Origin of the sequence: Psychrobacillus sp. NPDC096623 (genome assembly GCF_044762655.1) — a bacterium.
GTDB lineage: Bacteria > Bacillota > Bacilli > Bacillales_A > Planococcaceae > Psychrobacillus.
The window spans coordinates 1-13,305 of sequence record NZ_JBIWER010000007.1 but is presented as its reverse complement, the minus strand read 5'-3'; the positions used below and the strand labels follow the sequence as shown (position 1 = coordinate 13,305).

Sequence of the window (13,305 nt, the reverse complement as noted above, 5' to 3'; positions counted from 1 at the left end):
TATGCTTGAACGAATAGTTTCGTTCTACTCGAGGCTATACTAACAGCAAATTACGTTTGATTATTGATGAGAACCTGATTTGTATATAGAAGGGAGACAGGGTTGATGGCGAAAGATGATGTAATTGAAGTCGAAGGAACAGTTGTTGAGACTTTGCCAAACGCGATGTTTAAGGTAGAATTAGAAAACGGTCATACGATACTTGCGCATGTATCGGGTAAAATTCGTATGCATTTCATTCGTATTTTACCTGGAGATAAAGTCACAATTGAACTTTCTCCTTACGATTTAACTCGCGGTCGTATTACGTACCGTTTTAAATAATAATCTTTTGCACTCCGGACTACTAAGGAGGTTAGGTTAGATGAAAGTGAGACCATCTGTGAAACCGATCTGCGAAAAATGTAAGGTAATTCGCCGACGCGGTAAAGTAATGGTAATCTGTGAAAATCCTAAACACAAACAAAGACAAGGATAATAAGAAGGAGGTGCACGACACATATGGCACGTATTGCTGGTGTTGACATTCCACGCGATAAACGCGTTGTTATTGCATTAACATACATTTTCGGAATTGGTAAAACGACTTCTCAAAAAGTATTAGCAGAAGCTGGTATTTCAGAAGAAACACGTGTACGTGATCTTACGGAAGACGAATTAAACAAAATCCGTGAACAAATCGGTGTATATAAAGTAGAAGGTGACCTTCGTCGTGAAGTATCACTAAACATTAAACGTTTGATGGAAATCGGTTCATTCCGTGGTATCCGTCACCGTAGAGGCTTACCAGTACGCGGACAAAATACGAAGAACAATGCACGTACTCGTAAAGGTCCACGTAAGACAGTAGCTAACAAGAAAAAATAATCGGTAAAGGAGGTTTCTTCTTAACATGGCACGTAAACAACAAACACGTAAGCGTCGTGTGAAAAAGAATATCGAATCCGGTATTGCTCACATTCGCTCAACATTTAACAACACAATTGTGACTATCACAGACATGCAAGGAAATGCACTTTCTTGGTCAAGTGCTGGAGCTCTTGGATTTAGAGGTTCTCGTAAATCTACTCCATTTGCTGCACAAATGGCTGCAGAAACAGCTGCAAAAACTTCAATGGAACATGGTATTAAAACTTTAGAAGTAACTGTTAAAGGACCAGGTGCTGGTCGTGAAGCGGCAATCCGCGCACTTCAAGCTGCAGGTCTAGAAGTTACAGCAATTAAAGACGTAACACCAGTACCACATAATGGTTGCCGTCCACCAAAACGTCGTCGCGTTTAATAGGTGATACTCAACTTGTTTGAGAACATCATTTATTGTACAGACTGAGGATGTATTAACAGCAATCAGTTAACGATCGAATTCATGATGGAAAGAACCTATACATTCGATGTTTTGAGGGAGGGTAAATTGGAATGATCGAAATCGAAAAACCAAAGATTGAAAGTGTAGAAATCAGCGAAAATACCAAGTTTGGTAAATTTGTTGTAGAACCGCTAGAACGTGGCTATGGAAATACTTTGGGTAATTCTTTACGACGCATCCTTCTGTCATCTTTACCAGGAGCTGCAGTTACTTCTATTCAAATTGATGGCGTTTTACACGAGTTTTCAACTATTGAAGGCGTAGTGGAAGATGTGGCATCTATTATTATGAATGTGAAAAAACTAGCTTTGAAAATCTACTCTGACGAGGAAAAGGTCATTGAGATTGATGTTAAAGGTGAGGGAACGATTACTGCTGCTGACATTACACATGACAGTGACGTAGAAATTTTAAACCCGGAACTCTATATTGCTACAATCGGCAAAAATGGTCATTTCCGTATGCGTATGTACGCAGGTCGAGGCCGTGGCTACACTCCTGCTGTTCAAAACAAACGTGAGGATCTTCCTATCGGCGTAATCCCGATCGACTCTATTTATACTCCAGTTTCACGCGTGAATTTCCAAGTGGAAAATACTCGTGTTGGACAATTGTCTAACTTCGATAAACTAACACTTGATGTGTGGACAGATGGCAGCACAGGTCCTAAAGAGGCGATTTCTCTTGGAGCAAAAATCTTAACAGAGCACTTGAATATTTTTGTAGGGATGACGGATGAGGCACAAACTGCTGAAATCATGGTCGAAAAAGAAGAAGATCAAAAAGAAAAAGTTTTAGAGATGACTATTGAAGAACTTGATCTTTCTGTTCGTTCTTATAATTGCTTAAAACGCGCTGGTATTAATACAGTACTTGAGCTTGCAAGCAAATCAGAAGACGATATGATGAAAGTAAGAAACCTTGGACGTAAATCTTTAGAAGAAGTAAGAGCGAAGTTAGATGAGCTTGGTTTAGGATTACGTAAAGAAGACTAAACGGGTTTTGATATAGCAAGACTTGAATTATTCACCAAAGGAGGGAAACATCCATGGGTTACAGAAAACTTGGACGTACAAGTTCTCAACGTAAAGCGATGTTACGTGACTTAACAACGGACCTAATTATTAATGAACGTATTCAAACTACTGAAGCACGTGCAAAAGAATTACGTTCTGTTGTTGAAAAAATGATCACTTTAGGTAAACGCGGAGATTTACACGCTCGTCGTCAAGCTGCGGCTTACATTCGTCGTGAGGTAGTTGCTTCTACTGATGAAGAAGGAAACGAATCTACAATCTATGCTTTACAAAAATTGTTTGATGATGTAGCACCACGCTATGCTGATCGTCAAGGCGGTTACACTCGTATTATGAAAGCTGGACCTCGTCGCGGAGACGGAGCACCGGTAGTAGTAATCGAATTAGTTTAATTTATTTTTCAGACGTTTCACGTCTGAAAATAAATTTGCTTTAACAATTTAACAGGCGTTTATACGCCTGCCAAATTGAAGAGGGTATTTGGTGGGATACTACCGCCCTCTTTTTTTCAAACAGATTTATACGACATTATAAAAGCAGAGTGTTACGATGAGCGGACTTCTCAGGATTTCAAATCCCGAGAAGTGGCGACTCGTCTAGCTCTACGCACCTCATTTTTCTGATTGGTCTTGAGCAACCAATCTGGAAATAAGTTATAGAAGAGCGCATTTCTCAAAATGAGGTGCGCGCTTTTTTAATTTTGCCGCAAAATCCGAGTGGTTGGGAGCAACAGGAAGTTTTACTTTGTCGTAAAATGATGTAGAATATTAGCACAGCTGAGTTGAGCAGAGGAGGTAAAGGATGAAACGCGAAATTATTTCTTTACAGGAAGTTACATTTACATATACTGAGGAAGATTCAAGTATACGACCAGCGATACAAAATGTGTCCTACACTATTAATGAAGGTGAATGGGTGGCGATTGTCGGCCATAACGGTTCTGGTAAATCGACATTAGCACGATTAATGAATGGTCTTCTATTTCCTCAGACGGGAACGGTACGAATTTTTGGAGAACCACTCAGTGAACATAATTTATGGGACACTCGCTCTAAAATGGGGATGGTTTTTCAAAATCCAGATAACCAATTTGTCGGTGCAACCGTACAGGATGATGTAGCATTTGCATTAGAAAATAACGGAATCCCTTTTGAGGAAATGGTAGAACGAGTACAGGCCTCTTTGGTAAAAGTGAAAATGAGCGACTTTATGAATAGTGAGCCCCATCATTTATCTGGTGGACAGAAACAAAGGGTTGCCATAGCAGGGGCTATAGCACTTCAGCCAAGAATTTTATTGTTAGATGAAGCAACTTCCATGTTAGATCCACAGGGTAGGGATGAAGTGCTACAAACAGTGCGCCAGCTGAGAGTTGAAACAGACTTAACAGTTATCTCTATTACTCATGATTTAGAAGAAGCACTTCTAGCAGATCGCGTGATTGTTATGAACCGTGGAGAGAAGTATGCAGAAGGAACACCAAAAGAAATATTTGAGCGAGGACAAGAGTTAATCGATTTAGGATTAGACCTTCCTTTTGCGATGAATATGTCTAGATTACTACGAGCACAGGGTGTGCAAATTGTAGCAGATCACATGTCAGAAGAAGAGTTGGTGAATGATTTATGGACATCTCACTTCAACAAGTAAGCTACGCATATGCAAAAGATACCCCCTTTGAAAAAAGAGCTTTATATGATGTAGATTTACTTATTCCCTCCGGTTCTTATCAAGCAATTATTGGTCATACGGGTTCTGGGAAGTCTACGGTGCTTCAGCATTTAAATGCGTTGCTCAAGCCTACCGAGGGTGTCATACGAATAGGTAGCACGGAAGTTGCCGCAGACAAAAAGAATAAAAAATTACGAGAGATTAGACAAAAAGTAGGGATCGTTTTTCAATTTCCTGAGCATCAATTATTCGATGAAACAGTGCTGAAGGATATTATGTTTGGACCTATGAATTTTGGTGTGCCCGAAGAAGAAGCAAGGCGACGTGCCATAGAATTAGTAAAGTTACTTGGTTTACCAGAAGAGGTTATGGAAAAGTCACCCTTCGATTTATCTGGAGGACAAATGCGAAGAGTTGCCATAGCCGGTGTGCTAGCGATGAATCCCGAGGTACTGGTATTGGATGAACCAACTGCTGGGCTTGATCCAAGAGGTCGCAAAGAAATAATGGAGCTGTTTAAGCGGCTTCATGAAGAAAAAGGCTTAACGACCGTACTTGTCACGCATAGCATGGAAGATGCAGCAAGATATGCTGATCGAATTGCTATTATGCATAATGGGAAATGTGTACTGCAAGGTATTCCGCAGGATATATTCTCCGATGAAGACCGTTTAATGGATTATCGATTAGAGTTACCTCAATCTATTAAGTTTCAAAAGAAAATAGAAGAGATGATAGGCGAAAAGCTCCCTAGACTATGTTTAACAGAAGAGACTTTAGCGGAAGAACTAGCACGCCTGATGAAAAAGGAGCGTGAAATCTAATGCTTGAAAAAATGATATTTGGGCGTTATATTCCCGGTGATTCTTTTATACATCGTTTGGATGCTCGCGCAAAGCTGATATTTGTATTCTTGTTTATCATGGTTGTTTTCATTGCGAATAACTGGATTACGTATGGAATATTACTACTTTTTACTTTATTAATCATCCGTTTATCCAAAATTAGGCTATACTTTTTGATTAATGGATTAAAACCGGTTGTTTTCTTAATCATATTTACTTTTTTATTGCATCTGTTCTTTACGCGAGAGGGTCCAATTATATTTGACTGGAAGTTCATCACGATTTACGAGGAAGGATTGAAGCAAGGTATTTTCATATCTATTCGCTTTACTGTACTCGTTGTTTTGACATCAATTCTTACGTTAACTACGACTCCTATTTCGATTACAGATGCTTTAGAAATCTTGTTAAATCCATTAAAAAAATGGAGACTTCCAGTGCATGAGTTGGCGCTTATGATGTCTATTTCATTGAGATTTATCCCGACTTTGATGGATGAGACAGATAAGATTATGAAAGCACAGATGGCGAGAGGCTCTGATATGACAACAGGTAGTATGAAGGAGAGAATGAATGCGATTGTCCCACTTCTAATACCTTTGTTTGTTAGCGCTTTTAAACGTGCAGAGGATTTAGCAACTGCAATGGAAGTAAGAGGCTATAAAGGCGGAGAGGGTCGTACTAGATATCGAAAGCTAGAGTGGGCTACGAGAGACACGCTCATTATCCTATGTCTTGTAGTATTAGCCGCAATACTCGTTTACTTTAGACAATGATTAGGAGTTGATTGGCGTGAGACTTCGAGCAATTATTAGTTATGATGGCAGTCAATTTTCCGGTTATCAGGTACAACCGGGAAAACGAACTGTTCAATTAGAAATTGAACGTGTCTTAGAAACAATTCATAAAGGCGACGTTGTGAAAATAGTTGCAAGTGGAAGAACAGATGCGGGGGTTCATGCAACAGGGCAGGTTATTCATTTTGATAGTCCGCTAACATTTCCATTAGATCGTTGGATTACCGCCTTAAATGTTCAACTACCTAGAGATATTCGTATTTTATCGGTAGAGCAGGTATCTGATGACTTTCATGCCAGATACCATGCAGTTGGAAAAACATATCGTTATATTTGGTCACTTAGTGAAATACATAGTCCATTTGAACGTGATTTTTCTGTACATGCAGAACGATATAAACCAGATATTGCATCTATGCAAAAAGCAGCTCAGCATTTACTCGGGACACATGACTTTTCGAGTTTTTGTGCAGCTAATACAAATATTAATGATTTTGTGAGAACTATTTATTCTATTAACTTTGAAGTGAAGAAAGAAACGCAACAGCTTCATATGATTATTAGTGGAAGTGGCTTTTTATATAATATGGTTCGTATTATTGCGGGTACATTATGGGAAGTTGGTATTCGAAAAAAAACTGTGGAGAGTATTCCAGATATCCTCTTAGCCTGTGCTCGGAAGGAAGCGGGGAAAACCGCGCCAGCACACGGTTTATACCTCGAAAAAGTGGTTTACGATGTATGAAACAACCTCACCAGGTGTTTTTTGAAAAATGCTTGACTAATTGTTCCTTTCGAGGTATGATGATGTATGGTATTTCTTAACCCCACAATATAAGCCCCGAAACTTATTGGTATGAGGATATAGAAAATTTTAGATCGATTATGATTGAATTAGGAGGACAAAATACATGCGTACAACATTCATGGCTAAAGGTCACGAAGTAGAACGTAAATGGTTAGTAGTAGACGCTGAAGGCCAAACTCTTGGTCGTCTAGCTTCAGAAGTTGCAGCTATTTTACGTGGTAAAAACAAACCAACATTCACACCAAACGTTGACACAGGTGATCATGTGATCATTCTTAATGCAGAAAAAATTCATTTAACTGGGAACAAGCTAAATGATAAAATTTACTACCGTCACACTCAATTCTCTGGTGGACTTAAACAACGCACAGCTTTAGAAATGCGTACTAAGTACCCAACGAAAATGCTTGAGTTAGCTATTAAAGGAATGCTTCCTAAAAACTCTTTAGGACGTCAAATGTTCAGCAAGCTTCATGTATACACTGGAGCAGAACACCCACATGCAGCACAGAAACCAGAAGCATACGAGCTTCGCGGATAAAAATTAAGAGGAGGACATTCACTTGGCACAAGTTCAATATATCGGCACTGGTCGCCGTAAAAGTTCAGTAGCACGTGTACGTTTAGTACCGGGCGAAGGAAAAATCGTTATCAACAAACGTGACGTAGCAGATTACGTACCATACGAAACTTTACGTGAAATCATTAAACAACCATTAGTAACTACTCAAACTTTAGGTAGCTACGATGTACACGTAAACGTTAATGGTGGTGGATTCACAGGACAAGCAGGAGCAATCCGTCACGGTATTGCACGTGCGCTACTTACAGTAGATCCTGATTTCCGTCCAGCATTAAAATCAGCAGGATTCTTAACACGTGACCCACGTATGAAAGAACGTAAAAAACCAGGACTTAAAGGCGCTCGTCGTGCACCTCAGTTCTCAAAACGTTAATATTATATTATCAGTTCAAAGCACTTCTCGAGATTATTCGGGGAGTGCTTTTTTTATGCTTTAAGAAATTATAAATCTTTGGTACGTGAATAACTTTCCACAAGTGAATTTCCATCGAGACTCGAGCTTGCGCAGGAACACCACAATGTCGAACTTATACTGACTCCCAAAGGATAAGCACTTGCGCTTTTGTTCTTTGACATACATTAAAAAAAGAATTGTTTAGCGAATTGGAGAAGTGTATATTTAGAAAACAATACCAAGGTAGTTAATATAGATGATTTAAAGAGAAAAAGAGGAATAGTATGAGAAGTAAATTTAATGCTGTAACGAGCACGATTCTTATTAGTATCTTTATTGCACGTTTTGGAACATTTTTAGTATTGCCCTATTTAACGCTTTTTTTACTCGAGGAATTCCATTATTCGGGCATGCAAATTGGAACTATAATATCAATGTTGGCCTTATCCAATTTAGTAATGAGTTTTATAGTGGGACCTTATATTGATAAATATCCGAAGAACAAAGTCATTATTATTGGTCTCGTTGGATACTTAGTTTGCTATTTCTATTTTCCTTTCATCGAGCATTATGCAGGGTTTATCGCATTTGCTGCTCTACTTGGGGCGAGTCAGGCAGTAGTGGAACCTACTTACCGAGTGTTATTAAGTTTGTATACTGAGCCCCAGAATCGACGCCTAATATTTAATATTCGCTATTTTTTAATTAATATATCTGCCGCTATAGCTCCACTTACTTCTGTCTACTTTCAGCAGTATGGAATGGAGAATCTATTTTTTATTGTAGGGCTGATTTTCTTACTTAATATAGGTACTTTTGTCATTATATTTAAAAAGTACCCATTAAAACAGGAGTTTATCAATAAAACGAAGCCATCCATTTTTCAATCGTTTTATGTCTTTAAAAAGGATGCTGGTTTTACTATTTTTGTCTTGGCATTAATATTTATTAGTTTTGGCTACAGCCAGTTTGACTCTACATTCAGCCAATACTTAGGAAAGTCGTTTGACCATGAACTGGCGATCCAATATTTTGCTTGGCTCATAACTACAAATGCTATTACCGTACTTGTCATTCAATACTTCGTTTATAAGCTAGGTGAATGGATGAGCACGACTACTTCTTTAATGATTGGAAGTGGGTTATTGTCTATCGGATTATTTTTCTTCGGGCAAAGTGGCTACATATTATGGTTGATGGTCGCGATGGTTATTTTTACAGCAGGTGAAGTATTGGTATTTACCATGGTGGATATCCATTTGGATGGAATGTGTGAGGATCGTGAGAAGGGTACTTATTTTGCTCTATCTGGTGTGAAGTCTGTCGGTAGAATAGCTGGTCCGGGCCTAGGTGGATTTTTACTAGATATGATGAGCAGTGGTGCAATGGTCTTTTTTATTATTTCATTTGTGACTTTACTGGCAATCCCATCGTTCTATTATAGTTCAAAAATACGTGGACAATTCTAATCATACTCTTTGTCCCTCATACGTATAATGAGTGAAAAAGGAGCGATAAACCTGAAAAAATGGCTTGTTATCTTGGTTTTGTTTTTGATATCCCTTCTTGCAGTTGTGTATGGAACAAAAGCGAGTGATATTGGTTTCTTCTTACCCGAACCAATGAGCGGGGTGAAAGTTGTTATTGACCCAGGGCACGGGGGAATTGATGGTGGAGCTACTAGTGGAGATACCGTAGAAAGAGATATTACTCTTGCTATGTCCCTAATGCTAGAGAAAAAGTTAACGTCGCAAGGTGCAACAGTGATCATGACGCGTAGAAAAGAAGGGGATTCACTCGCTGAGCATAGACCGGATGAAGATTTCCCTACTACTAGAGCGAGAAAACGTGCTGATCTTTTATTACGTGAAGAAATTATGAATAACTCAGAGGCGGATTTAGTTATTAGCGTTCATGTGAATGCTGTTCCAGAAGAAAGATGGAGAGGTGCTCAGGTTTTCTATCATGCAGAGGGACATGCGGGTGGCGAACTATTAGCTAAGTCTATTCAAGGATCCATTCGAGAGAATATTGGAAACACAGAGCGAGAGGCACTGGCTATTAAACAGGTGTATATATTGAAGAAAGCAATTGTTCCTGCAGTGCTAGTGGAAACGGGCTTTATAAGTAATAATGAAGAACGTGAATTACTTAAATCCGAAAAATATCAAAAGCAAATGGTGGAAGCAATTTCAGAAGGTGTAGTTAAATTTGTGGAAGATAATATTTACTAAGACTAACTAACGTTTGTAGACACTCAGGTTATGGTATACTATAGGGCGAATAGTGAAACTTAAGGGGAGTGTCTACAGATGATTAATGAGCAACAAGTTCGTGCCTTGCTAGGAGCATTAAACGACCCATTTTTACATAGAACACTAGAAGAAACAAACGGGATTTCGGAAGTGTCTATTAAAGAAGAAAAAAATCACGTGAGTGTAAAATTAGCTATAGCTAAAATAAATTCAGCAGAACAAATGCAACTACAAGGAAAAGTCGTGGAAGTATTGAAAGAAGCTGGAGCAGCAACTGTAGGTATTCGATTTGAAGAACTACCAAAAGAAGTACTAGAGCAGTTCCGAGGGAAAACAAAAGATAGTGATAACGAGAACCTACTATCACCAAACAGTAAAGTGAAAATTATTTCAATCGCATCGGGTAAAGGTGGAGTTGGAAAATCAACAGTATCCGTTAACTTAGCAGTAGCACTTGCTCGTTTAGGTAAAAAAGTAGGGCTGGTAGATGCGGATATTTATGGTTTTAGTGTACCCGATATGATGGGTGTAAAAGACATTCCGCAAATCATAGAAGACCGTATCATCCCAGTAGAACGAAAAGGTGTTAAAGTAATCTCTATGGGCTTCTTTGTAGAGAACAATACTCCGGTAGTATGGCGTGGACCTATGCTTGGAAAAGTATTAGACCAATTCTTCAAGGATGTTGAGTGGGGAGAACTAGACTATTTATTACTAGATTTACCACCAGGTACTGGAGATGTGGCGTTAGACATTCACCAAATGCTACCTGCATCAAAAGAAATCGTCGTAACAACACCACATCCAACAGCAGCTTTCGTTGCGGCTAGAGCTGGCGCTATGGCACTTCAAACAGATCATGAAATTCTTGGAGTAATCGAAAATATGTCGTGGTACGAATCAAAATCCACTGGTGAAAAAGAATTTGTGTTTGGTAAAGGTGGCGGTCCAAAGCTTGCCGATGAACTACGTACAGAATTACTCGGACAATTACCATTAGGGCAGCCGGACTGGAATGATATTGATTTTGCTCCTTCTGTTTATGGAGAAACACATAATACGGGGAAAATCTACTTGGACATTGCACAAAAAATTATCGAGAAAGCATAAGAAAGAGGCCGTTTCCACAGGGGAGCGGCCTTATTTTGCTTCTTGTTTCTTTTTCTCTTCCTCCGAAGAACTAGCTCCTCCTCCACCACCACTTTTTTCTGTTTTACCTCCAGCTTCTTCAACTAATTTCTGCCACTTAGTTTGAAGTAAAGGACTTTGAATCGTTTCTTCTACAACCTTTTGCATTTCTTTTCTCATATCACTTGATTCCAATACTTTAGACAGTTCTTTTTTCATCTCAGCTGAGCCAAAAAAAGTTTCTAAATCCTTTAAATATGTGGGATCCTTCATTAAGGCTTTCATTAATTCTTCTTGCTGCTTAACCATACTTTTAGCTATTGTCTCTGAAAATTTTGGATCTGAGTAGACTTTTTTCCAAAAGTCCTCTGCTTCTTTTGAAAGCATTGTCTGTTCAACAGAAGTTTTCACTTGTTCACTGTCTAAAACTAAAAGATCCTTGAATTGAGGGTCTGTAAGCAATGTTCGGATTGCTTTTTTCCCATCCTCTGTTTGCAGTGCATCGATGAACATCTTCTTATTCTCCTCATAAGAAGGCTGAACAGCAGGAGAACTACAACTAGCGAGAAGTCCAATACTCATTAATAAGAGTGCAAAGTATTTCATATCTGTCACCGTCCTTTCGAATATTGTTCACATTTGGTTAGGAAATATGTATAGTAGGTAGGAAGAAATAGATTTTTCTTAAAAGGCTTGTTACAATTTATAGAGGAAATTGAAAAGATGGAGGATATCTTGTAGTGACTATTCGTAATTGGTTTAAATTCTTTCTAAATGCCATGTTAATCGGTGGTTTAATAACAGGCGTTTTTGGTTTATTTATACGTTGGGATGATGCTTTTTCAAAATACTTTGAAGCAGGACAATGGAGTGAGTTTTTTGCTGCATTTGCCTTTATGGTCATAATGGGGTTTACTATCAGTGTCATTGCACAAATGGGTTTTTTCGCTTATTTAACAATTCACCAAATGGGAGTTAATATTTTTAGAACGCTCACTTTATGGAACTGGGTGCAGCTATTAATTATTGCATTTGTTATTTTTGATTTAATCTTTTTCCGTTTTAAACCAAATGCAGAAACTACAGGACAAATATGGTTATATGTTATCTTGCTCGCAGTACTAATTATTACCTCACTAGTGGTAGCAATTATTAAAGCAAATATAACGAAAAAGCACACGCTAATATCTGCTTTGTTTTTCATGGTTGTTGTTTCAACTCTAGAGTGGCTTCCAGTATTAATGGTACGTGCAGACAATGTAGATAGTTGGGTAACGCTGTTATTATTCCCTATCCTTGCAGTTAATGCATTCCAATTACTGGCTCTACCGAAATATAACGCGCAGTCAGAAGTAGATCGCTTAAAATTAGAAGAACGCAGAAAGAAGAGAAGAGACGCAGCATCGGCAAAGAACTAATAAAAAGTTGCTCTGACTACGAGTCAGAGCAACTTTTTTATTCTGGATAGGTTTTTGTTTTTACTTTTAAACCAAAAATATTTTGTTCAATGGTGATAATTTCTTTAGTCTGAACGACTTTAATTAGTTGTTGCATATCTACCCGTTCTTCCTGATGCAGGGGAATAGTAAGGATATCTCCCTTTTCAAGTTTAGGAGCTTTGTCGGACCAATATTTATTAGAGCTGAGTAAATTTACTTCCTGTTCCCAAGCCTGTTTTTGAAGTTCAATAGGAAACTCATAATCGATTGTTCTAAACCAAAGTGGTCTTTCACCGATTGCTTTTTCAAATCGTTCCACTTCATTTTCAAACAATGTCGGATTTTCAATATAAGTTATTCCACTTTTACCTAAAAGGCTAATAGGTACATTTTTTTCTTTCATGAGCTCTATAATCTCCTCAGAACGCTCAATCCATTCAATACTTATAAAAAAATGTGGATAAGGAGCCTGCAGATCATTCACAAGCTTTTCTATATCACTCTTTCCAAAAGTCAAATCTATCGTTACCGTATTCCCGTACGATCCTTTCGAAATAACAGTAGGCTTTTCAGTAAGCTGAAAAACAGGGAGCAGCGAAGAAAAGTTTTTTGGTACATTAAATAAAACCAATACTAAAACTAACAATAAACCAACCATCAAAGCCTTTGTTTTCACAGAAACACACACCTTTTCAAATCGTTTTAATTAATTTTATGATTTAGTGTTGACATTAATGTTTAAAAGATGTTAAGATACAAAGGTCGCTGAAACAAGACGACAACTTAAACAACATGAACATTGAAAACTGAACATGCAAAACGTTAAGACATACAGTTATCTGCTAACTTCGTTAGTTTGATAGCAAAACAATTTGGACATCATTTATTGATGATGCCAGCAAAACAAAATGAGCTTTTTAAGTTCTCTATTATGGAGAGTTTGATCCTGGCTCAGGACGAACGCTGGCGGCATGCCTAATAC

The 13,305-nt window shown here is 38.3% G+C and carries 18 protein-coding genes; 16 read left to right on the top strand and 2 right to left on the bottom strand.

Translation table 11 applies throughout. From position 1 onward, the window contains the following. The first annotated feature begins 105 nt into the window (after positions 1-105). The 15 genes from infA to ACIQX2_RS16305 all read left to right on the top strand — a co-directional run bounded on the left by infA (position 106) and on the right by ACIQX2_RS16305 (position 10,866). A complete protein-coding gene (gene infA, locus ACIQX2_RS16375; protein WP_016429904.1) occupies positions 106-324 on the top strand; it encodes a translation initiation factor IF-1 in 219 nt (72 codons plus the stop codon). A gap of 40 nt (positions 325-364) precedes the next feature. Beyond that, positions 365-478 carry a 50S ribosomal protein L36 gene (gene rpmJ / locus ACIQX2_RS16370; RefSeq protein ID WP_003247619.1) on the top strand — a complete coding sequence of 38 codons (114 nt, stop codon included), beginning with the start codon at positions 365-367 and terminating at the stop codon, positions 476-478. A gap of 23 nt (positions 479-501) precedes the next feature. Further along, positions 502-867, top strand: a complete 366-nt coding sequence (rpsM, locus tag ACIQX2_RS16365) for a 30S ribosomal protein S13 (RefSeq protein WP_090567879.1) — start codon at positions 502-504, stop codon at positions 865-867. Positions 868-892: 25 nt separating this feature from the next. After that, positions 893-1,282: a 30S ribosomal protein S11 gene (rpsK, locus tag ACIQX2_RS16360; RefSeq protein ID WP_090567882.1), complete on the top strand. Its 390-nt coding sequence runs from the start codon at positions 893-895 to the stop codon at positions 1,280-1,282. Positions 1,283-1,416: 134 nt separating this feature from the next. Continuing rightward, a complete protein-coding gene (locus ACIQX2_RS16355) occupies positions 1,417-2,361 on the top strand; it encodes a DNA-directed RNA polymerase subunit alpha (RefSeq protein ID WP_090567885.1) in 945 nt (314 codons plus the stop codon). Between the two features lie 53 nt (positions 2,362-2,414). Further along, complete coding sequence (gene rplQ, locus ACIQX2_RS16350) at positions 2,415-2,795, top strand: 50S ribosomal protein L17 (protein WP_090567888.1); 381 nt, start codon at positions 2,415-2,417, stop codon at positions 2,793-2,795. 409 nt (positions 2,796-3,204) lie between these two features. Further along, entirely contained in the window at positions 3,205-4,053 is an 849-nt protein-coding gene (locus ACIQX2_RS16345; protein WP_402852800.1) for an energy-coupling factor ABC transporter ATP-binding protein, read from the top strand. After that, entirely contained in the window at positions 4,029-4,898 is an 870-nt protein-coding gene (locus ACIQX2_RS16340; RefSeq protein ID WP_402852798.1) for an energy-coupling factor ABC transporter ATP-binding protein, read from the top strand. Before ACIQX2_RS16345 ends, ACIQX2_RS16340 begins: the two co-directional genes overlap by 25 nt. Continuing rightward, positions 4,898-5,695, top strand: coding sequence for an energy-coupling factor transporter transmembrane component T family protein (locus ACIQX2_RS16335; RefSeq protein WP_093062505.1), 798 nt, complete (start codon positions 4,898-4,900; stop codon positions 5,693-5,695). Before ACIQX2_RS16340 ends, ACIQX2_RS16335 begins: the two co-directional genes overlap by 1 nt. A 16-nt stretch (positions 5,696-5,711) precedes the next feature. After that, positions 5,712-6,461 carry a tRNA pseudouridine(38-40) synthase TruA gene (truA, locus tag ACIQX2_RS16330; RefSeq protein ID WP_402852793.1) on the top strand — a complete coding sequence of 250 codons (750 nt, stop codon included), beginning with the start codon at positions 5,712-5,714 and terminating at the stop codon, positions 6,459-6,461. 166 nt (positions 6,462-6,627) lie between these two features. Continuing rightward, a complete protein-coding gene (gene rplM, locus ACIQX2_RS16325; protein ID WP_090567905.1) occupies positions 6,628-7,065 on the top strand; it encodes a 50S ribosomal protein L13 in 438 nt (145 codons plus the stop codon). A gap of 22 nt (positions 7,066-7,087) precedes the next feature. Then, positions 7,088-7,480: a 30S ribosomal protein S9 gene (rpsI, locus tag ACIQX2_RS16320; RefSeq protein ID WP_277583912.1), complete on the top strand. Its 393-nt coding sequence runs from the start codon at positions 7,088-7,090 to the stop codon at positions 7,478-7,480. Positions 7,481-7,785: 305 nt separating this feature from the next. Then, entirely contained in the window at positions 7,786-8,970 is a 1,185-nt protein-coding gene (locus ACIQX2_RS16315; RefSeq protein ID WP_402852787.1) for an MFS transporter, read from the top strand. Between the two features lie 51 nt (positions 8,971-9,021). Then, positions 9,022-9,735 (top strand): N-acetylmuramoyl-L-alanine amidase, encoded by a 714-nt coding sequence (locus ACIQX2_RS16310; RefSeq protein ID WP_402853285.1) that lies wholly within the window; start codon positions 9,022-9,024, stop codon positions 9,733-9,735. A gap of 78 nt (positions 9,736-9,813) precedes the next feature. After that, the gene (locus tag ACIQX2_RS16305; protein ID WP_402852784.1) at positions 9,814-10,866 is read left to right on the top strand and encodes an Mrp/NBP35 family ATP-binding protein; all 1,053 of its coding nucleotides are present in this window, start codon (positions 9,814-9,816) and stop codon (positions 10,864-10,866) included. A gap of 30 nt (positions 10,867-10,896) precedes the next feature. On the opposite strand, the gene gerD is transcribed toward ACIQX2_RS16305, so the two are convergent. Beyond that, positions 10,897-11,490, bottom strand: a complete 594-nt coding sequence (gerD, locus tag ACIQX2_RS16300) for a spore germination lipoprotein GerD (protein WP_402852782.1) — start codon at positions 11,488-11,490, stop codon at positions 10,897-10,899. A 134-nt stretch (positions 11,491-11,624) separates the two neighbouring features. On the opposite strand from gerD, the gene ACIQX2_RS16295 reads away from it, so the two are divergent. Then, a complete protein-coding gene (locus ACIQX2_RS16295) occupies positions 11,625-12,302 on the top strand; it encodes a KinB-signaling pathway activation protein (protein ID WP_402852779.1) in 678 nt (225 codons plus the stop codon). A gap of 37 nt (positions 12,303-12,339) precedes the next feature. Here ACIQX2_RS16295 and ACIQX2_RS16290 read toward each other — a convergent pair whose 3' ends face one another. Next, on the bottom strand, positions 12,340-12,999 hold the full coding sequence (locus tag ACIQX2_RS16290) for a hypothetical protein (RefSeq protein WP_402852776.1): 660 nt from the start codon (positions 12,997-12,999) through the stop codon (positions 12,340-12,342). Positions 13,000-13,305: the final 306 nt, after the last annotated feature.